This window comes from Paraburkholderia sp. RAU6.4a, assembly GCF_050435625.1.
Classification (GTDB): Bacteria; Pseudomonadota; Gammaproteobacteria; order Burkholderiales; family Burkholderiaceae; genus Paraburkholderia; species Paraburkholderia tuberum.
This window is the reverse complement of record NZ_JBNDKQ010000002.1, coordinates 2,390,884-2,410,941: the sequence shown is the minus strand read 5'-3', so window position 1 is coordinate 2,410,941 and position 20,058 is coordinate 2,390,884. Positions and strand designations below refer to the sequence as shown.

At 64.5% G+C, this 20,058-nt stretch carries 20 protein-coding genes and 1 pseudogene; 15 read left to right on the top strand and 6 right to left on the bottom strand.

All coding sequences use genetic code 11. The features are described 5' to 3' along the window. The first annotated feature begins 195 nt into the window (after positions 1 to 195). Positions 196 to 408, top strand: coding sequence for a 30S ribosomal protein S21 (rpsU, locus tag OKW40_RS16035; protein WP_006050883.1), 213 nt, complete (start codon positions 196 to 198; stop codon positions 406 to 408). On the opposite strand, the pseudogene OKW40_RS16030 reads toward rpsU, so the two are convergent. Both OKW40_RS16030 and OKW40_RS16025 read right to left on the bottom strand, forming a co-directional pair. Next, a pseudogene (locus tag OKW40_RS16030) lies at positions 405 to 859 on the bottom strand (hypothetical protein). The gene rpsU and the pseudogene OKW40_RS16030 overlap by 4 nt on opposite strands. A gap of 162 nt (positions 860 to 1,021) precedes the next feature. After that, the gene (locus OKW40_RS16025) at positions 1,022 to 1,618 is read right to left on the bottom strand and encodes a DNA-3-methyladenine glycosylase I (RefSeq protein WP_429407999.1); all 597 of its coding nucleotides are present in this window, start codon (positions 1,616 to 1,618) and stop codon (positions 1,022 to 1,024) included. A gap of 140 nt (positions 1,619 to 1,758) precedes the next feature. Between OKW40_RS16025 and OKW40_RS16020 the strand changes: the two genes are divergently transcribed. Further along, a complete protein-coding gene (locus tag OKW40_RS16020; protein ID WP_429408001.1) occupies positions 1,759 to 2,649 on the top strand; it encodes a BadF/BadG/BcrA/BcrD ATPase family protein in 891 nt (296 codons plus the stop codon). A gap of 47 nt (positions 2,650 to 2,696) precedes the next feature. Then, a complete protein-coding gene (locus OKW40_RS16015) occupies positions 2,697 to 3,518 on the top strand; it encodes a Cof-type HAD-IIB family hydrolase (RefSeq protein ID WP_429490468.1) in 822 nt (273 codons plus the stop codon). 101 nt (positions 3,519 to 3,619) lie between these two features. Here OKW40_RS16015 and OKW40_RS16010 read toward each other — a convergent pair whose 3' ends face one another. The 3 genes from OKW40_RS16010 to aqpZ all read right to left on the bottom strand — a co-directional run bounded on the left by OKW40_RS16010 (position 3,620) and on the right by aqpZ (position 5,882). After that, the gene (locus tag OKW40_RS16010; protein WP_018418797.1) at positions 3,620 to 3,913 is read right to left on the bottom strand and encodes a PXPV repeat protein; all 294 of its coding nucleotides are present in this window, start codon (positions 3,911 to 3,913) and stop codon (positions 3,620 to 3,622) included. Between the two features lie 287 nt (positions 3,914 to 4,200). After that, positions 4,201 to 4,968, bottom strand: coding sequence for a histidine phosphatase family protein (locus OKW40_RS16005; protein WP_429490466.1), 768 nt, complete (start codon positions 4,966 to 4,968; stop codon positions 4,201 to 4,203). 173 nt (positions 4,969 to 5,141) lie between these two features. Continuing rightward, positions 5,142 to 5,882: an aquaporin Z gene (gene aqpZ / locus OKW40_RS16000; protein ID WP_184065992.1), complete on the bottom strand. Its 741-nt coding sequence runs from the start codon at positions 5,880 to 5,882 to the stop codon at positions 5,142 to 5,144. 287 nt (positions 5,883 to 6,169) lie between these two features. Between aqpZ and OKW40_RS15995 the strand changes: the two genes are divergently transcribed. After that, positions 6,170 to 6,472, top strand: a complete 303-nt coding sequence (locus tag OKW40_RS15995) for an H-NS family nucleoid-associated regulatory protein (RefSeq protein ID WP_013090908.1) — start codon at positions 6,170 to 6,172, stop codon at positions 6,470 to 6,472. A 299-nt stretch (positions 6,473 to 6,771) separates the two neighbouring features. Here the strand turns inward: OKW40_RS15995 and OKW40_RS15990 are convergent, their stop codons facing one another. Continuing rightward, on the bottom strand, positions 6,772 to 7,836 hold the full coding sequence (locus OKW40_RS15990; protein WP_429490464.1) for a glycosyltransferase family 4 protein: 1,065 nt from the start codon (positions 7,834 to 7,836) through the stop codon (positions 6,772 to 6,774). Between the two features lie 797 nt (positions 7,837 to 8,633). Between OKW40_RS15990 and flhD the strand changes: the two genes are divergently transcribed. From flhD to OKW40_RS15935, 11 genes are all read left to right on the top strand, one after another. Further along, positions 8,634 to 8,954: a flagellar transcriptional regulator FlhD gene (flhD, locus tag OKW40_RS15985; RefSeq protein ID WP_090802472.1), complete on the top strand. Its 321-nt coding sequence runs from the start codon at positions 8,634 to 8,636 to the stop codon at positions 8,952 to 8,954. Beyond that, positions 8,954 to 9,604, top strand: coding sequence for a flagellar transcriptional regulator FlhC (gene flhC, locus OKW40_RS15980; RefSeq protein WP_429490462.1), 651 nt, complete (start codon positions 8,954 to 8,956; stop codon positions 9,602 to 9,604). Before flhD ends, flhC begins: the two co-directional genes overlap by 1 nt. Before the next feature lie 136 nt (positions 9,605 to 9,740). Beyond that, positions 9,741 to 10,601, top strand: a complete 861-nt coding sequence (gene motA, locus OKW40_RS15975) for a flagellar motor stator protein MotA (protein ID WP_090802475.1) — start codon at positions 9,741 to 9,743, stop codon at positions 10,599 to 10,601. A gap of 22 nt (positions 10,602 to 10,623) precedes the next feature. Then, positions 10,624 to 11,634 carry a flagellar motor protein MotB gene (motB, locus tag OKW40_RS15970; RefSeq protein WP_090802477.1) on the top strand — a complete coding sequence of 337 codons (1,011 nt, stop codon included), beginning with the start codon at positions 10,624 to 10,626 and terminating at the stop codon, positions 11,632 to 11,634. Positions 11,635 to 11,717: 83 nt separating this feature from the next. Next, complete coding sequence (locus OKW40_RS15965) at positions 11,718 to 12,095, top strand: response regulator (protein WP_018418789.1); 378 nt, start codon at positions 11,718 to 11,720, stop codon at positions 12,093 to 12,095. A 96-nt stretch (positions 12,096 to 12,191) separates the two neighbouring features. Beyond that, positions 12,192 to 14,552, top strand: a complete 2,361-nt coding sequence (gene cheA, locus OKW40_RS15960; RefSeq protein WP_429490460.1) for a chemotaxis protein CheA — start codon at positions 12,192 to 12,194, stop codon at positions 14,550 to 14,552. Between the two features lie 78 nt (positions 14,553 to 14,630). Next, positions 14,631 to 15,164, top strand: a complete 534-nt coding sequence (locus OKW40_RS15955; RefSeq protein ID WP_090802480.1) for a chemotaxis protein CheW — start codon at positions 14,631 to 14,633, stop codon at positions 15,162 to 15,164. 39 nt (positions 15,165 to 15,203) lie between these two features. After that, the gene (locus OKW40_RS15950) at positions 15,204 to 17,060 is read left to right on the top strand and encodes a methyl-accepting chemotaxis protein (protein ID WP_429490458.1); all 1,857 of its coding nucleotides are present in this window, start codon (positions 15,204 to 15,206) and stop codon (positions 17,058 to 17,060) included. Between the two features lie 204 nt (positions 17,061 to 17,264). Further along, positions 17,265 to 18,227, top strand: coding sequence for a CheR family methyltransferase (locus OKW40_RS15945; protein WP_429490456.1), 963 nt, complete (start codon positions 17,265 to 17,267; stop codon positions 18,225 to 18,227). Then, positions 18,224 to 18,943, top strand: a complete 720-nt coding sequence (gene cheD, locus OKW40_RS15940; protein WP_018418784.1) for a chemoreceptor glutamine deamidase CheD — start codon at positions 18,224 to 18,226, stop codon at positions 18,941 to 18,943. The genes OKW40_RS15945 and cheD overlap by 4 nt, the downstream gene beginning before the upstream one ends. Before the next feature lie 5 nt (positions 18,944 to 18,948). Further along, on the top strand, positions 18,949 to 20,037 hold the full coding sequence (locus OKW40_RS15935; RefSeq protein WP_184066053.1) for a protein-glutamate methylesterase/protein-glutamine glutaminase: 1,089 nt from the start codon (positions 18,949 to 18,951) through the stop codon (positions 20,035 to 20,037). Positions 20,038 to 20,058 lie beyond the last annotated feature (21 nt).

The window sequence follows — 20,058 nt, the reverse complement described above, 5'->3', positions numbered from 1 at the left end:
ACCTCTCTTTTCCGGCCTCCGTGGCCGCTTTGCCTCTCGCTTCATTCGTGGTTTGGCCGGGGTTGTTTATCAGCCTCGCGTTTGCCTGTTACTGGCCATGAATCGGAGCGACCGGAGGGCCGGCGCGTGAGTGGTGACCTGAGCGGTTACCGCCATGCAATTAAACCCGTATCTAGTGATTGAGTTAGGAATTACATGACGACGATTCTTCTGAAGGAAAACGAGCCGTTCGAAGTGGCAATTCGCCGCTTTCGTCGCGCAATCGAAAAGAATGGCCTGATCGCTGAACTGCGTGAACGCCAGTCGTACGAAAAGCCGACCACGGCTCGCAAGCGCAAGAAGGCAGCAGCTGTTAAGCGCCTGCACAAGCGTCTGCGCAGCCAGATGCTGCCGAAAAAGCTGCACTAAGCACGCTTTTTACATACGCCGAACGGCGGTGTGAGCTTCGAAAGAAGCCACATCGCCGTTTTGCTTTTACAGCGTCGGATTTTGCCCCTGCGTGCAGCCGTTACGCCCGCGCTCCTCAGCCGTTCGGCCGACAGCCCGAACTCGCGCGCGATCGAGCCCAGCCGGTCGTGCCACTCCCATGTGCCGAACACGTCTTGCACGTTTTGCAGGCAACTGAGCAAAGCGATGGTCACCGGGTCGTATACGTTCATGCGGGCGCGAAGCAGCGCTTTTTTCAGCGCGGCCAAGCCGACATCCATGTAAGCGGGAGGTTGCCGACCGGGCAGCCGCCGCAATAGCCGCGGTAGGCGCCGCCGCCCCTCGGTAGCAACGCAGCGCGTTTCTGTTCGAACAGATGCGTGACGGACTGATCGTAAATGTCCTGGTGGGTCAGGAAGCTAAGTGTTTTCATGGTTGGTCTCCCGCGTCCGAGGCGGTAGTTATTTGTTGTTGAGCGCGCATCGCGTGAGCGCATGGCGACGAGTATCCGCCGTGCGTCGTCCGACGAAGGGCCGACTACGAGCATGAAAGGGCGCCAATTCACGCGTTTGCGCCTCCCGCGGACGCCGTGGCCTCACCTCGCCTTCCGACCACGCCCCTTCTTGCCGAGCGACACGCATCGCTCACGACACATGCAGGTCGTCTCATGATCGTTGACCATGCCGACCGCCTGCATGAATGCGTAGCAGATCGTCGAACCGACAAATTTGCAGCCGTAGCGCTTGAGCGCCTTACTTAGCGCGTCCGATACTTCTGTCGACGCAGGTGCATGCTTATACGAAGCCCATTCGTTCTGAATCGGCGTGTCGTCGACGAATGACCACACGAAGTTCGCGAGCGAGCCATGTTCGGCCTGAATCTGCTGCACAGCGCGCGCGTTCAGGATGGCCGCCTCGATTTTGCCGCGATGTCGCACGATGCTTTCATCGGCGACGAGCGCATCCACGTGCTTCAGCGTGAAGGCCGCGACCTTGTCGATGTCGAAGTCGGCGAATGCACGGCGGTAGCCGATGCGCTTGTTGAGGATCGTCGACCATGACAAACCGGCCTGCGCGCCTTCGAGCACGAGCATCTCGAACAGGTGCTGGTCGTCGCGCGAGGGCACACCCCATTCGGTGTCGTGGTACTGTGCGAGCGCTTCGCTCGATACCCAGTTGCATCGTTGTGTCACTGTCGTGCCCCCGCGTGGTCATGTCGTTCGCCAGCATAGCGGAAGCGGTGTACGCCGCAAGCTGGCCAATCGGCTAATTGCGCGATTCAAACTGACCTGCCACGCTAAGCGTTATTCACCCACGGAACTGATTCGATTCGATGAACCACGACTTCTTTCTGATCGGCGTCGACGGCGGCGGCACCGGCACGCGCGTCGTGCTCGGCGACGCGCAGGGCCGCGAACTGGCGCAAGCGGCAAGCGGCCCATCGGGCCTTGGGCTCGGCATCCCGCGCGCATGGCAGTCCATTCAGGCCGCCTGCGGCGAAGCGTTCCAGCGAGCCGGAGTCGCGCTGGACTGGTCGCGTTGCGTGCTCGGTTGCGGACTGGCGGGCGTCAACAATCGCGACTGGCTCGCCGAGTTTCACCAGCAGGCGCCGCGGCTCGCCGGACTGGCCGTCGAAACCGACGCCTACACGACCCTGCTCGGCGCGCACGACGGCGCGCCCGGCGTGATCGTCGCACTCGGCACCGGCAGCGTCGCGGCTTCGCTCGCGAGCGACGGCGAATTCCGCATGGCCAGCGGCTACGGCTTTCCATCGGGCGACGAAGCGAGCGGCGCGTGGCTCGGCCTCCGGCTGATCGTGCACGCGCAACAGGCGCTGGATGGCCGCGTTGCCGTCGACGATCTCACGCAAGCGCTGCTCGCGCATACCGGCGCGCGGGATCGCGACAGTCTCGTCGTGTGGCTGTGCACGGCCAATCAGACTGCCTACGCGCGGCTCGCGCCGATCGCGATCGAACACCGCGCACATCCGTTCGCGGCGCGGCTGCTCGGCGAGGCCGGCGTCGAAGTCGGCAAGATGATCGCCGCGCTGGACGCGACGGACGCGCTGCCGGTCGCGTTATGCGGAGGCCTTGGTATGCCGTTGCGCGAGTACGTGCCGCAGGCGTATCAGGCGCGCCTGCGCGAGCCGCGGGCGGATTCGGCGCATGGCGGCTTGCAACTGGCGCGGCGCGAGGCGCAGCGGCTGGCTCGAGGAGACCTGTAAAATACCCGCTTTGACGCTGCCTCGACGGTTCAGCCGCCGGACTCATCATGTATAAAGTCATCGCCACGGATCTCGACGGCACACTGCTCAACGCCGATCACCAGGTAGACCCGTTCACGGTCGCCACGGTGCGCAAGCTCGAAAGCGACGGGCTGCAGTTCGTGATCGCCACCGGGCGGCATTACTGCGACGTCGCGGGCATCCGCGATCTGCTCGGCATCAATCCGTATCTGATCACGTCGAACGGCGCGCGCATTCACGCGCCTGACAACACGGTGATCCACGCCGACGATTTGCCGCCGGCGATCGTCCAGCGTCTCGTGCAGCCCGAAATTGTCGGCGCGCATGGTCGAGTGATCGTCAGTCTGTTTGCAGACGAGGCGTGGCTCATCGACCGCGACGCGCCCCATCTGCTGGAATTTCACCAGGATTCCGGCTTCACGTACGAAGTGACCGACCTGCCGAAGCACGATGGCGCCGACATTGCCAAGGCGCTGTATATCGGCGACCCCGCCGATCTCGCGCAGGTGGCCGCCAATCTGGAACGCGACTTCGGCGAGCGACTGTACGTGACGTATTCATTGCCGGATTGTCTCGAAGTGATGACCGCGAATGTGTCGAAGGGGCGCGCCCTGCAGATCGTGCTCGAGCGTCTCGGTGTCGACGCGTCGCACTGCGTCGCGTTCGGCGACAACATGAACGATATCGATCTGCTCGAGACGGCCGGCCATCCATTCATGATGAACAACGCCAATCCCGATCTGATCACCCGTCTGCCGCATGTGCCGCGCATCGGCAACAATTTCGAGGCGGGCGTTGCGCATCATCTGCGCAAACTGTTTGCGCTCAACGACGAACTGGCATCTTGAACCGTAGTCACTGCGATTGAAAGCGGCCCGCATCCACTCGCGTGGATGCGGGCCGCAACAGTTGCTCGCGAAGCGCGCAGCGTGCGCTCCGCTAGCGCTCCTCAATCCCGCCAGCCGCGGTGCTCGCCTCGATTGTCATGACCCCAGCGACGGTTGTCGTGACCCCAGCCCCGGTCATCGCGGTGATAGTCGCGGTAGTAGTCGCCGCGCGGGTAGCGATGATCCCAGCCGCCGTAGTACACCGGCTCCGGCGCCGCGTAGACGCGCGCGGGCGCGGCATAAACCGGGGCACCGAGCGATAGGCCGACGCTCAGATCCGTATGCGCCTGCGCGACACCGCATGCGCCCGCCGCGAGTCCGGCAGCAACCAGCAAGTGAGTGACGATGCGTTTCATGTTGGTCTCTCCTGTGAGGCGACGTAGGTTTGTCGCACAGGGCCAATGTACGCACTCGAGGTGGGCTGGACTGCGACCAGATGTTACGGACTGCAAGCATCGTCGAAGTCATCGAAGCTAGAAAAAACGCTCGCGCGGACGTTGCGCGCAAATACCTTACTTCGCTTGCAGCCGCGCCGCACGGGGCTTTGCGGCGGATCAATTCAAGCCGGCAGGCGGCTGGTCGCGCACGCTCGCCGCTTGCCGCGCCAGCGCACGTAAACACGGCTTACATCTGTATTGCTCAATTAATCCGCCGCGGGCGCCGAAGCGGCCGAAGTTGCGGAAGAGGCCGCCCCTGCCGAAGATGTCGACACTCCCGGCAAGGCCGCGCAAGGGCAATCGGTTGCCCGCCCGTCGAGCCCTTCGCGATCGTGTTTGAAGCTCGCGCGCGGCGTGCCGTTCTGCCAGTCGAGTCGGACGATGTAAATGCTGTCGAAGTCGTCGCTTTGCCATTTCGGCACGTCGGCCGCGCGACCGCCATGCGCGCTCAACATCTGCCGCAACAGCTTCTCGATCAGCTTGTGCTCCCAGGCAACGACGATCAGCTTGCCGCGATTGGCCGGGTCGACGAGCGCGTTGCCGAGCTGGTCGATCTGCGCAAAACCGTACGGTGTTTGGACCGGCATCTGGAATTGAATCGCGGTCGGTTCGATCGTCGCGAGCGGGCGCACGTAATAGTACGGATGACCGCCGTCGTCTTTTTGCTGGCCGGGGTCGGGCGCGTAGATCGCATCGGGTTTGCCGAATTTGGCCGCGATCACGGCCGGCAACGCGAGCGCACGGTTGAGCCCCTGGCAGTCTAGCTGGCCGTACCCCTGCGCGGGTTTCTCGCCGTGTCGAACGAATATGAGGGTTTCGATATTGCCGCCCGCCGCGGCAACAACGGGGACCGCGGTCGCAACGACGGTCGTCATGTTCGTCGCCGCGGACGCGGCCGGCAACGCCATCGTGCTGACGCACACGCCGCCGAGCGACAGTGCGACGCCATGCAGGAATCCGCGGAAACGGTTCATCGAAAGCACCTGTGCGAGGTTGGGAAGTCGCCCGATTCTAGCAGCGGTGCCCACCGGCACGCGGCCGGCGCGGCATTCATATCGCATTGGCGAGCGCAATGAATAATGGGCGCCGAGGCGCCCATTCATGCCGACTACGCGACGATCGCGAGACCGGGGCGTCGAACTGGCCGTCAGTCGAGCGCCAGCTTGCGCGCATCGCTGCTGCGATCCTCAGCGATCAGCGGATAGACGACACCCGCGATCACCGCACCGATGATCGGCGCAACCCAGAACAGCCACAGCTGATCGATCGCCACGCCGCCGACGAATAGCGCCGGGCCCGTCGAGCGCGCCGGATTGACCGACGTGTTGGTGACAGGAATCGAGACCAGATGGATCAGCGTCAGGCACAGGCCGATCGCGATGGGCGCGAAGCCGGCCGGCGCGCGGCGGTCGGTCGCGCCGAGAATCACGAACAGGAAGAAGCCAGTCATTACCACTTCGCAAATGAAGGCAGCGGCGAGCGAGTAGTGACCCGGCGATTGCTCGCCGTAACCGTTCGTCGCGAAGCCGCTCGCGACCAGGTCGAAGCCAGGCTTGCCCGACGCGATCAGCGACAGCACGAATGCGCCGAGCACCGCGCCGACCACCTGCGCGACGACATAGGGCAGAAGATCGCGCACCGGAAATCGGCCGGCGACGGCCAGTCCGACGCTCACCGCCGGATTCAGGTGGCAGCCCGAAATGTGGCCGATCGCAAAAGCCATCGTCAGCACGGTCAGGCCGAAGGCCAGCGACACGCCGACGAAGCCGATGCCCAATCCGTGAACCGGCCCGGCGAAGTTGGCGGCGAGGACCGCGCTGCCGCAGCCTCCGAGCACGAGCCAGAAGGTGCCGAGCAATTCGGCAACGAGGCGCTTTGACAACTGCATGTTTGGTGATCCTAAAAAGAATGGGTACTTCAGAAGCACGCATCGAAAAGGGCGAGTACGTACCTTGAGCGCGCAATTCTAGGCAGACAGCGCCAAATCGAGTGTCAAAGATTGTCAATCCGCACAGAATTTATAAACTATTACGAGATAAAGCGCAGGTTTTACAATTCACACTCTTTAATAATTATCAGAGGAAAATTCGCTAAACCGGTATTAGTCGCCATTGCGAATTTTTATAATTGCAGCTAGTCTGCGGTCGAATGAGTTCTAGAAAAGGGGAGAACCGAATGTCTCAATATGCAGACCTCAAGGCGCAGATTGCCAAATTGCAGGCACAGGCAGAAGAAGCGCGACGCACGGAAATCGACAATGTCGTCGCCGACATCCGCCAAAAGATCGCCGAATACGGTCTGACCGCGCAGGATCTCGGTTTCGCGGTCGCCGCCAAGCGCGGCCGCCCGCCCAAGAAGACGCCGCTGCCGGCGAAATATCAGGACCCGAAGTCAGGCAATACATGGAGCGGGCGCGGCAAGCCGCCCAAATGGATCGTCGGCAAGAATCGCGAGCGATTTCTGATTGGCTCGGCGTGACGCCCGCCCGACCTGATGTGAGACGGGGTGAAGGCGGTCTGAAGGTTTCTTTGCTGTTTGGCTTATTCGCCGCGCGCAAATCCACCGTGGAAGCGCAACCATCCCTGTATTAAAAAAGCCGCCCATACAGGGCGGCTTTTTCGCGTCCGGCAGCCAAAAGACTTCGTTTTTCGCTCGCGCAAACGATTCCGATGCCGGACTCGCCGCTATTGCGGCGTTATAAGCGAAGGTTCACAGCGCCGCTTCAATGCGGGCCGAAAACGGCCAGCCGCAAAAGCGCCGGCCGTTTTCAGGCGCGCCTAGCCGACCGCGACCTGGCGCAATATCGGGCGCCGCGACGTTTCAATCAAGGCGGAATAGCCGTCGATATAGTTCTGCGCCATCGTTTTCGAACTGAAGCGGCGTTCGAACTGGGCGCGGATTTCGATGCGCGACAGCTCGTCGAGACGCTGCAGAGCCGCTACCGCGCCTTGCACGTCCTCGACGATATAGCCGGTCACGCCGTGGTCGATCACCTCAGGCACGGAGCCGCGGTTGAACGCGATAACCGGCGTGCCGCAGGCCATCGACTCGATCATCACGAGGCCGAACGGCTCGGACCAGTCGATCGGGAACAGCAGCGCCTTCGCGCCCGACAGAAACTCGGGTTTCTGCGCCTCGTTGATCTCGCCGACGAACTCGACATGCGCCATCGACAGCAGCGGCTCGATCTCGCGCTTGAAGTACTCCATGTCGACCTTGTCCACCTTGGCGGCGATCTTCAGCGGCAGACCGCTTTGCGCGGCGATCCTGATAGCTGTATCGACGCGTTTTTCCGGGCAGATGCGGCCGAGGAACGCGAGATATTCGGGCTTCTTGTGCGGCTGCGGCGTCAGCAACTGGTCCGGCAGACCGTGATAGATCGTGTTGAGCCAGTTGGCCTGCTGCAGCGGCAGACGCTGCGAATCCGAAATCGACACGACCGGCACATGCGAGAACGCGTCGAACACCGGCTGTAATTCCGGCAAGTCGAGACGACCGTGCAGCGTGGTCACGAACGGCGTGTCCATCGTCGTGAACAGGGGGAACGGCAGGTAGTCGAGATGGAAGTGCAGCACGTCGAACTCGTGCGCGATCTTGCGGACCTTTTCCATCATCAGCACGTGCGGCGCCAATGCATCGCGAATCGTCGGATCGAGGCGCAGCGCGCGCGGCCAGCACGCCTCGAGATTGGCGGACGTGACCGAGTCGCCGCTCGCGAACAGCGTGACGTCATGGCCGAGCTCGACCAGCGCTTCGGTCAGATACGACACGACACGTTCGGTGCCGCCATAGAGTTTCGGTGGGACAGCTTCGTAGAGCGGCGCGACTTGTGCGATTCGCATGCGTTTTCTCCTGTGTCGATCAGAGTTAGCGCTGTGGCGCCGACCCGGATCCCATGCGGATTTTTGATACTTACCGGGGCTTCGCACCACGGCTGAATGGCGCGTGGTACGTCTGCCTAACCGGACGGTTGGGCGCGGTTTGCCCCGCCCGAGGGGGCTCCGAAATAGCTATCGGGTAATCCCTTAGCCTTCATTATCGGGATCGACCGCGGTAATTCGAGTTATTTTTCAAACGCTTAATGTTGTTACAGCGCGAAACATCGACCGTTACAGCTGCCGCGCAAGGTCGAGCCGCCAACAGTCCCCATCATCGGGAAGCGTAATTCCACCGACTCAATCAAGCTCGACAGGCGAAATGCACCGTAGCAAGCGGCGGACCCGAGGGTCGGATGAGCCGGGAAAGATCTCTAACCGAGCCAGATTGCAGCCGGCTGAAAACGTCTTATAATTCTTTTCCACCGATTTACGGTGCGGCGGTGAAGTTCTGAAAACTCACCATCCGGTACACGCCGCAGCCGTATAAATTCCCAGCACGCATCGTCAGTCCCGCCCCGCGCATCAATTCGGCCCAATTCGTGCCTCGCCGCAACCCGGGTTGTAGGAATAATTCCTACACAAATGACGGATTAATCCGTCACCCAGCTGGGGTGTCTCTCCGATTTTCGGCTGTGCCCCCTTTCGAGACAATGCTTGCAAGACCAGAGACGAGCGGATTCGCGCGGATTCAGCGCGCGCGTTCGAGCAAACGTTTCCGCAAAAATCGGCCTGACCAGCCGGGCATACGAACGGGGGAAATCATGAGCACGACTAGCCATATGCTCAGTGAGATCAGGGAAGTCAATCTTTCCTATCTGCTGCTCGCCCAGCGTCTGCTGCGCGAAGACAAGCCGATGGGCATGTTCCGCATGGGTATTTCGGACCAGCTGGCCGACGTGCTCGCCAATCTGTCGTTGGCGCAGACCGTCAAGCTCGCGGCGTCCAACCAGATGCTGTGCCGCTTCCGCTTCGACGATCACGCGGTGCTGTCCGCCCTTGCGGACAAGGACAAGTCCAGCGCGATGGCGCAGGCTCATTCGGCGATCCTGATGGCGAGCCAGCCGGTCGAGCAGATCGGCTAATGGCCAGTAAGAGCGTCTTACTCGAAGTCCGGGAAATCACCCTCGCGATCGAGCTGATCGAACTGGGCGCGCGTCTGCAATTGCTGGAGGCGGAAACCAGCCTGTCGCGCGACCGGCTCGTCAAGCTGTACAAGGAATTGAAAGGGGTGTCGCCGCCCAAGGGCATGCTGCCGTTTTCGACCGACTGGTTCATGACCTGGCAGCCGAACTTTCATTCGTCGCTGTTCTACAACATCTACCGTTTCATGGCCGGTCACGGCGGCTGCCGCGCGATCGAATCGATCGTGAAGAGCTACCGGCTGTATCTCGAGCACGTGCAGTTGCACGACGACGAGCCGGTGCTCAGTCTCACGCGCGCCTGGACGCTGGTGCGCTTCTTCGACTCGGGCATGCTGCAGATGAGCGCCTGCCGCCGCTGCGGCGGCCACTTCGTCGCGCACGCGCACGATCCGCAGCACGGGTTCGTTTGCGGGCTGTGTCAGCCGCCGTCGCGCGCGGGCAAGACGAAGAAGGCGGCGCAAACGCGGGCCGAGCGGCAAATCGCCGTCGCCGGAGTCCCGGCCGAGGTGCCGCAAGTGACCGACGCGCGAGCTCACGAGGCCCGCTGCCCCGCCCCCACGCTCGATACCGTCGTCACCGCCGAAGTCTGAGCAGCACGCGTTGAGGCAGCGCAAGCCTCTGGTTTACACCGGACTCGAGCGCCGTCTTTTTCCCCAAAGTTTTCCGCCCCGGTGCCGTAAACCTGACTAACGACGGTAACCGTCGCTTTTTTGTGAGGGCTCGGCAGTGCTGATTTTCGTGGGAACACTCGTGACGCTGTTGTCCGTTTTCGGCGGTTACGCGCTCGAAGGCGGCCATCTCGGCGCGCTGCTGCAACCCGTCGAGGTGCTGATGATCGTCGGCGCCGGAGTCGGCGCATTCATTCTCGGTAACGGGATGAAGACGATCCGGGCGACCCTGCGCGTCATTCCGACCCTGTTCAAGGGCGCGAAGTACAACAAGGACGTCTACATGGAGCTGATGGGGCTCCTGTACGTGCTGCTCGCGAAAGCGCGCAAGGAAGGCACGCTGACGCTCGAAGCCGACATCGACGATCCGTCGAAGAGCCCGATCTTCACGCAGTACCCGAAGATCCTCGCCGACAAGCACATCATCGAGTTCCTGACCGACTACCTGCGGCTGATGGTCGGCGGCAACATGAATGCATTCGAGATCGAAAGCCTGATGGACGAGGAGATCGAGACGCACCACCAGGAAGGCGAGGCGCCCGCGCACGCGCTGACCAAGGTCGGCGACGCGATGCCGGCGTTCGGTATCGTCGCCGCGGTGATGGGCGTCGTGCACACGATGGCCTCGGCCGACAAGCCGCCCGCGGTGCTCGGTGAAATGATCGCGCAGGCGCTCGTCGGCACGTTCCTCGGCATTCTGCTTTCGTACGGGCTGATCGGGCCGCTCGCCAGCGTCGCCGAGCAGCGCGTGACCGAGTCGACCAAGATGTTCCAGTGCATCAAGGTGACGATCCTCGCGAGCCTGAACGGCTACGCGCCGGCGATCGCGGTCGAGTTCGGCCGCAAGGTGCTGTTCTCGACCGAGCGCCCGTCGTTCGCCGAGCTCGAAGAGCACGTGCGCCGCGTCAAGGCGAAATAAGCAGGCGACGGGAACCGAACCGATGAGCAGCAAGGACAAAGACCGCGCAATCGTCGTCAAGCGCAGCGCGCCGAAAAAGTCCGGTCATCACGGCGGCGCGTGGAAGCTCGCGTACGCGGACTTCATGACCGCGATGATGGCGTTCTTCCTGCTGATGTGGCTGCTGAGTTCGGCCTCCACCGTGCAGCTGAAAGGTATCGCCGACTACTTCAACCAGCCGTTGAAGATCACGCTGTGGGGCGGCGATCGCAGCGCCGAAGACTCGAGCATCCTGAAGGGCGGCGGTCGCGACATCTCGACCGACGCGCAGGGCGTGACCCGCTCGACCGACGGCAGCAGCAGCCGCGCCGAGCGCACCGCGTCGCACAACGACGACGACTCCGTGAAGCAGCTGACGGGCGCGCTCGAACGCCAGGAACAGGTGCGCCTGCACGACCTGCAGGTCAAGCTGATGGCCGCGATCGAGGCGAACCCGGTGCTGCGCCAGTTCAAGCAGCAGATCCGCATCGACTCGACGCTGACCGGCCTGCGCATCGAGATCGTCGACTCGCAGAAGCGGCCGATGTTCGCGACCGCACGCGACGTCGTCGAGCCGTACATGCGCGACATCCTGCGCGAGATCGGCCATACGCTGAACGACGTGCCGAACCGCATCATCGTGCAGGGCCATACCGACGCCGTGCCGTACGCGGGCGGTGAGAAGGGCTATAGCAACTGGGAGCTGTCGGCCGACCGCGCCAACGCGTCGCGGCGCGAGCTGGTCGCGGGCGGCATGGACGAAGCGAAGGTGATGCGCGTGCTCGGTCTCGCGTCGACGCAGAACCTGAACAAGGCGGACCCGCTCGATCCGGAAAACCGTCGCATCAGCATCATCGTGTTGAACAGGAAGTCCGAGGAGGCGCTCGATCACGACGACTCCACGACGACGACCCTGTCGGACGACGCAGCCGGCTCGAAGCCGCTGCTGCAAAGACTTGCGCAGCCGGTGACGGCTGCACCGAAGTTGCCGGCGGCGGCGCCACCGGCCCAGTAACAGACCGCGGCCGCCGGGCCGCGGCCCGCGCCCGACCGGCGCGCACCGCCCGGCGGCCCAGTGTTAAGCGCAGCGAGGTTTTCATGATCAGGCACATCCTGGCAATCGACGATTCGGCATCGATGCGGCAGATCCTCGCCGCGACGCTGACGGGCGCCGGCTATGAAGTCACGCTCGCGGCGGACGGCAACGAAGGGCTCGAAAACGCGCTCGCGATGGCGTTCGATCTCGTGTTGACCGACCAGCACATGCCCGGCAAGACCGGTCTCGATCTGATCACCGCGCTGCGCGGAAATCCAGCCTATCAGGCGACGCCCATCCTCGTCCTCACGACGGAATCGGGCGAACCCTTCAAAGAGGCGGCGCGCGCGGCGGGCGCGACCGGCTGGATCGAAAAGCCGCTCGACCCGGACATGCTGACCGAGCTGGTGGCGGCGCTGGCCGAACCGGACCCGGCTTGATCCGCGTCATCAACACCTTTAGACACAGTACAGATAGCTCTCGACGCGCCTCTACGGCGACTCAAGCCAGACAGGCACTCTCGCGGTGAACCAGGCATGACACTCGACATCACACAGTTCTATCAGACGTTCTTCGACGAAGCGGACGAACTGCTCGCGCAGATGGAGCAATTGCTGCTCAATCTCGACGTGGCCCACCCGGACCCCGAAGACCTCGCGGCGATCTTTCGCGCCGCGCATTCGATCAAGGGCGGCGCGGCAACGTTCGGTTTCACCGCGCTCACCGAGACCACGCACATTCTCGAGTCGCTGCTCGATCGCGCGCGCAACAACGAGCTGGTGCTGCGCAAGGACATGATCGACACGTTCCTCGAAACCAAGGACGTGCTGTCCGGCCAGCTCGCCGACTATCGCGCGAGCGCCGAGCCCGATGCGGCGGTGGCGCGCGCGATCTGCGCGAAGCTGGAGCAGCTGCACGCGGAAAGCCGCATGGGCGGCGCGCCGGCAGCGGCGGCGAGCGCCGAAACCGCGCCGGCCGTGAGCGCCCCCGCGCCTGCAGCAGCGCAGGCGACGGCAACCCAAACAACAACACAAGCAACCGCGGTACAGCAGCAAGGCGGCACCCCGCCCGAGCACGTCGTCGAACAGGCGGTGCAGGCGGCGGGCGAATGGATCGACGGCGAACCGGCACAGACCGGACAAGCCGCGGGCACGGCCGACAGCGCCGGCCCACATCTGAAAATTACGCTACGGGGCGTGGGAGAGAAAGACCAGGAGCTGCTCACCGAAGAGCTGGGCAACCTGGGCAACATCGTCGGGCAGGTCAAGAGCGGCAGCGATCTGACGCTGTGGCTCTTGAGCGACGTATCCTCCGACGACATCATCGCCGTGTGCTGCTTCGTGATCGACGAAAGTCAGATCACGATCGGCCGTGGCACCGCGCCGGCGGACGACGCGCAGCAGGGCGAACCTGGAACGCCCGACGCTGCCGCTCCGACACCGGCGCAATCCGCGCAGGTCGCGCCCGCCGCTCCCGCGGCGCAAGCGCAGGCGCAGCCGGTCCTTCACACCGAGCCCGCAGCATCGTCGACCCCGGCGGCCCTCACCGCTGCGCCCGCAAGCGCACCCGGTCAGGCGGACAGCATCGAGCCGCCGCCTGCGGCACCCGCGGCGGCTCAGGCGGCGGCCAAACCGGCTTCGGCCGCGTCCGCCGATCAGGACCGCAAGGCGCCCCGTCCGGCCGCCGCGGCGGCCGGCGCCGAAGGCAGCTCGATTCGCGTCGGCGTCGAGAAGGTCGATCAGCTGATCAATCTGGTCGGCGAGCTGGTGATCACGCAGGCGATGCTCGCGGAGACCACCAGCACGTTCGATCCGGCGCTGCACGACCGGCTCTTCAACGGCATGGCGCAACTCGAGCGCAACGCGCGCGATCTGCAGGAAGCGGTGATGTCGATCCGCATGATGCCGATGGATTACGTGTTCAGCCGCTTCCCGCGTCTGGTGCGCGATCTCGCGGCGAAACTCGGCAAGGAGGTCGAACTCGTCACCTTCGGTCAGGCGACCGAACTCGACAAGAGCCTTATCGAACGGATCATCGACCCGTTGACGCACCTCGTGCGCAACAGTCTCGACCACGGCATCGAGACCGTCGAGGCGCGGCGCGCGGCGGGCAAGGATTCGACCGGTCAGCTGGTGCTGTCGGCGGCGCACCACGGCGGCAACATCGTCATCGAGGTCAGCGACGACGGCGCGGGCCTGCGCCGCGACAAGATCCTCGCGAAGGCGGCCAAGCAGGGCATGCAGGTCAGCGACACGATGAGCGACGAGGAAGTCTGGAACCTGATCTTCCTGCCGGGCTTCTCGACCGCCGAGCAGGTCACCGACGTGTCCGGCCGCGGCGTCGGCATGGACGTGGTGAAGCGCAACATCCAGTCGATGGGCGGTCACGTCGAGATCACGTCGCACGCGGGCAAGGGCAGCACCACGCGGATCGTGCTGCCGCTCACGCTCGCGATCCTCGACGGCATGTCGGTGAAGGTCGGCAACGAGATCTTCATCCTGCCGCTGAACTTCGTGATGGAGTCGCTGCAACCGCGAGCCGAAGACATTTACACGGTCGCCAACGGCGAGCGCGTGGTGCGCGTGCGCGGCGAATACCTGCCGCTCGTCGCGCTGCACGAGGTGTTCAACGTGTCGGATGCGAAGCAGGAGCCGACCCAGGGCATCGTCACGATCATGCAGACCGAGGGACGGCGCTTCGCGATGCTGATCGATGAACTCGTCGGCCAGCAGCAGGTGGTCGTGAAGAATCTGGAAACGAACTACCGCAAGGTGCACGGCATTTCCGCGGCGACCATTCTGGGCGACGGCAGCGTCGCGCTGATCGTGGACGTCGCGGCGCTGAACCGCGAATCGCGTCATGCGCATGGGCATGCGCAGGCGATGAGCCTCGCCTAACGCACGCAGCAAACGCGGCACTGACAGACATCGCAACACAACTTCAACTCAATTCATCCCAACCGTTTGGGGGCTAACGTGGCAGAAGTCCAATCCATCAATTCGAGCGTCGCAAACGCGAGCGGTACGAATGGCCGCCGCGACGCGCAGGCGGACGCCGGCGGTCAGGAATTCCTCGTCTTCACGCTCGGCGCGGAAGAGTACGGCATCGACATCCTGAAGGTGCAGGAAATCCGCGGCTACGACAACGTGACGCGCATCGCCAATGCGCCCGAGTTCATCAAGGGCGTGATCAACCTGCGCGGCATCATCGTGCCGATCGTCGACATGCGGATCAAGTTCCATCTCGGCCGCGTCGAGTACGACCATCAGACCGTCGTGATCATCCTGAACGTCGCGCATCGCGTGGTCGGCATGGTCGTGGACGGCGTGTCGGACGTGCTGACGCTCGCGGTCGATCAGATCATGCCGGCACCGGAATTCGGCGCGACGCTGACGACCGAATACCTGACCGGTCTCGGCACGGTCGACGGCCGCATGCTGATCCTGATGGACATCGAGAAGCTGATGACCAGCTCCGAGATGTCGCTGACCGAAACGCTCGGCGTCTGAGCGCAGGCAGTAACGGAACCCGGCACAAGGAGCATCAAAATGCTGAGCAGGTGGTCGATCCGCACGTCGCTGACGATGGTGGGGATTCTTCTGGCGGCGCTGACCGTAGTAGTCGGCGCGCTCGGGCTGACCGCGCTGAATCGCGCGAGCGGCTCGCTCGATCGCATCGCACGCGGCGAACTCGTCGCGATTCATGCGCTCGACGATGCGTCGGCGTATCTGTTGCGTTCGCGCATCGCGATCGAGCGCTTCAACACGCTGACGGCCGCCGGTAACGCGGACGAGGCGAAGAAGGCGCTCGATCGCGCGCAGGAGCTGCTCGGCAAGAGCAAGCAGAGCTGGCAGGCGTATCTCGACGCGCCGAAGCACCGCGTCGAGCAGGCCTTGCTCGACGATGTGCTCGCGAAGCGTACGACGGTGATGCACGACGGCGTCGACGTCGAATTCGCCGCGTTGAACGCGAACGATCTCGACGCGTATCACGCGGTCGCGGACACGAAGATCAGCCCGATGTTCATCGCCTACGACGCGGCCGCCGCCGCGGTGATCCAGGCGTTGCGGCAGAGCGTGGCCGATCAGGAAACGAGCGCGCAGTCGAGCGCGTCGCTGATGATCATGCTGATTTGCGTGACCACGGCGTTCGCGCTGCTGGTGGTGGTCGGCATCCGTTTCGCGCTGCGCGGGCTCATCGTGCAGCCGCTGAACGACGCGACCGCCTGTTTCGAGCGGATCGCTGGGGGCGACCTGTCCACCCCCGTCGAGGTGTTCAGCAACAATGAAATCGGCCGTCTGTTCGCGGGCATCAAGCGGATGCAGGAAAGCCTCGCGACGATGGTGCGCGCGGTCCGCAGCGGCACCGAATCGATCGACACCGGCGCGCGCGAAATCGCGATGGGCAACACCGATCTGTCGCAGCGCACCGAGCAGCAAGCGGCGTCGCTGCAGGAAACCGCATCGAGCATGGATCAGCTGACCGGCACCGTGCGGCAGAACACCGAGAACGCGCGCCAGGCGAGCCAGCTCGCCGTCAACGCGTCGGACATCGCGACGCGCGGCGGCGACGTGGTGAGCCAGGTCGTCACGACGATGCAGCAAATCGCGACCAGTTCGAACAAGGTCGTCGACATCATCGGCGTGATCGAGGGCATCGCGTTCCAGACCAACATCCTCGCGCTGAACGCGGCGGTCGAAGCCGCACGCGCCGGCGAACAGGGCCGCGGTTTCGCGGTCGTCGCGGGCGAAGTGCGCAGCCTCGCGCAGCGCAGCGCGAGCGCCGCGAAGGAGATCAAGGAGCTGATCGGCGATTCGGCCGACAAGGTCAAGAGCGGCTCCGAGCTGGTCGGCCGCGCGGGCACGACGATGGACGAAATCGTGCAGGCGGTGCGTCGCGTGACCGACATCATGGGCGAGATCAGCGCGGCGTCGGAGGAGCAGTCGGGCGGCATCGAGCAGGTCAACCGCGCGGTCGTGCAGATGGATTCGGTCACGCAGCAGAACGCGGCGCTGGTCGAACAGGCGGCGGCCGCGGCGGCGTCGCTCGAAGATCAGACGCGGCAGTTGCAGGCGGTGCTGGGCGGCTGGAAGGTAACCGGCACACCGGCGCGTCAGAGCGCCCCGGCGACGCGTGCGCAGACGCCCGCGCGGCCCGCCAGGGCTGCACCGCAAGCGGCGAGCGCGGCGACTCCGGTGAACCCGCTGGGCGCGAGCAAGGAATCGAAGGCAATCGCGGCGAGCGCGGCGACCCCGACGCAGCACGACGCGGCCGCACGCGTCGAACCGACATTGAAGCCCCGGCCGGCCGCAGCCGCGGCTCGCGTCGCGACCGACACGCCCACGCGCGCCGCTCCGCCGGGCACGGCGAAGGCGAGCTCGGACGCGGACTGGGAAACATTTTAGGCAACGGCAGAGTGACATGTGGTCAACCGGCATCGCGCCCGCGGATGGGCGAAGCATCGAAGCACGCGCAGCACGCGTGTCGCGAGCCGGCCATATGTCGATGCTACTCGCGGGAGGGCGCGACCCCGCGACGACAATTCCTACCTCTCAGGCAGTCCGGCTGGGCGGCGAGCGTGATGGCTCATATCGCAGACAGGAATTTTCATGATGGCAACGCGCGCAACACAACGCCCCGCGCGGGCAGCACCTGACGGCACAGAGCCGGCCAGGTCCGTCGAGACGGGCCGCGATTTCGAATTTACGGCGGCCGATTTCGCCCGCATCCGCGAGCTGATTCATCGCGGGGCGGGCATCTCGCTGTCGGACCACAAGCGCGACATGGCGTATAGCCGCCTCGCGCGCCGCTTGCGGGCGCGCGGCATCGATACGTTCCGGCAGTATCTCGATCTGCTCGAAGCGGAAAACGATCCGGCCGAGTGGGAAGCGTTCACCAATGCCCTGACCACCAACCTCACGGCGTTTTTCCGCGAAGCCCATCACTTTCCGATCCTCGCCGAGTTCGTGCCGCGCCGTGCGCAACCGGTGTCCGTGTGGTGCTCGGCGGCATCGACGGGCGAGGAGCCGTACTCGATCGCGATGACGCTGATCGAAGCGCTCGGTGACAGCGGCGCGCGCCAGGCGTCGGTGCTCGCGACCGACATCGACACCCAGGTGCTCGCGAAGGCCGAGGCCGGCGTCTACCAGTTCGACCAGGTCAAGCACCTGTCGCCCGAGCGGTTGAAGCGCTTCTTCCTGAAGGGCACGGGCGCGCATGCGGGGATGGTCAAGGTGCGTCCCGAAGTGCGCGCGCTCGTGCGCTTCGAGCAACTGAACCTGACCAATCGCGATTACCAGTTGCGCACGCAGTTCGACGCGATCTTCTGCCGCAACGTGATGATCTATTTCGACAAGCCGACGCAGGCGCAGGTGCTGTCGCGCTTCGAGCCGCTGATGAAGCCGGGCGGCCTGTTGTTCGCCGGCCATTCGGAAAACTTCACGTACGTGACGCAAGCGTTCCGGCTGCGCGGCCAGACCGTCTACGAACTGACGCGTGACGCGGGCGGCGCGCGCGCGCCGTCGCGCGCCAACGCGCATGACGCGCATCAATCGAGCGGGGTGGCCGCATGAGCAGCACGCTGCCGATCGCTTCGAACCTGTACTACGACAACCACTTCCAGCGCCCCGGCGTGAAGCTGTTGCCCAACGAGTTCTATACGACGAGCGAAGACATGGTGCTCGTGACCGTGCTCGGCTCGTGCGTCGCGGCCTGCATCCAGGACCGCACCGCGGGCATCGGCGGCATGAATCACTTCATGCTGCCCGACGACGGCGCCGACGTCGCGCAGGCCGCGTCGGACTCGATGCGCTACGGCGCGTACGCGATGGAAGTGCTGATCAACGAACTGATCAAGGCGGGCGGGCGGCGCGAGCGCTTCGAGGCCAAGGTGTTCGGCGGCGGCGCGGTGCTCGCGGGCATGACGACGATGAACATCGGCGATCGCAACTCCGAGTTCGTGCGCCGCTATCTGGCCACCGAAAAGATCCGCATCGTCGCCGAGGACCTGCAGGGCTCGCACCCGCGCAAGGTCGCGTTCATGCCGCGCACCGGTCAGGTGATGGTGAAGAAATTGCGCTTGCAACAGGAAGCGGGCGTCGCCGAGCGCGAACAGGCGCTCGTGCGGCAAAGCGCCGAAGCGCGCGCCGAGCGGCTCGCCGCCGCGCGCAAGCGGGTCGAGCTGTTCGCGAAGCCGGCCGCCGCCGCCGCGCGGCCGAGAATCGAACTGTTCGGCGCGAGCCCGCGCCCGACTCATTCCAACAACGCCAGAACCACAGAGGAGGCGTGAGCGCTGTGCAAAAGATCAAGGTATTGTGCGTCGACGATTCGGCGCTGATCCGCAGCCTGATGACCGAAATCATCAATAGCCAGCCGGACATGACGGTGGTGGCGACGGCACCCGATCCGCTCGTCGCGCGCGAGCTCATCAAGCAGCACAACCCGGACGTGTTGACGCTCGACGTCGAAATGCCGCGCATGGACGGCCTCGACTTTCTCGAGAAGCTGATGCGTCTGCGGCCGATGCCGGTCGTGATGGTGTCGTCGCTGACCGAGCGCGGCAACGAAATCACGCTGCGCGCGCTCGAACTCGGCGCGGTCGATTTCGTGACCAAGCCGAAGGTCGGCATTCGCGACGGCATGCTCGACTACGCGGAAAAGCTCGCCGACAAGGTTCGCGCGGCAGCCCGCGCGCGCGTACGCCAGGCCGCGCCAGCGCAGCATGCGGCCACCCAGACCGCGCAGGCGCCGGCCGGCGCCGCGCCGCTCTTCAACAACCCGCTGCTGAGTACCGAGAAGCTGGTTATCGTCGGCGCCTCGACGGGCGGCACCGAAGCGATCCGCGAAGTGCTGGTGCCGCTGCCGCCCGACGCGCCCGCGGTGCTGATCGCGCAGCACATGCCGCCGGGCTTTACGAAATCTTTCGCGCAACGCCTCAATGGTTTGTGCCGGATTACCGTTAAAGAAGCGGAGCACGGCGAGCGTGTGCTGCCGGGGCACGCGTACATCGCGCCCGGCCATGCGCATCTGTTGCTCGCGAGGAGCGGTGCGAACTATATTGCGCATCTGTCCGACGACCCGCCGGTGAACCGGCATCGTCCGTCGGTCGATGTGCTGTTCCGTTCGGCCGCGCAGCATGCGGGCAAGAACGCCGTTGGCGTGATCCTGACCGGCATGGGGCGCGACGGCGCGGCCGGGCTGCTGGAGATGAAAAAGGCCGGTGCCTACACGCTGGCGCAGGACGAGGCGAGTTGCATCGTGTTCGGCATGCCGCGCGAGGCGATCGCGCTCGGCGCGGCCGACGAAATCGCCGCGCTGCCGGACATGAGCCGGCGCGTGATGGCGCGTTTGTCGTCGATGGGTGACCGCGTTCAGCGGGTATGATGCGTGCCGGATGGAATGACG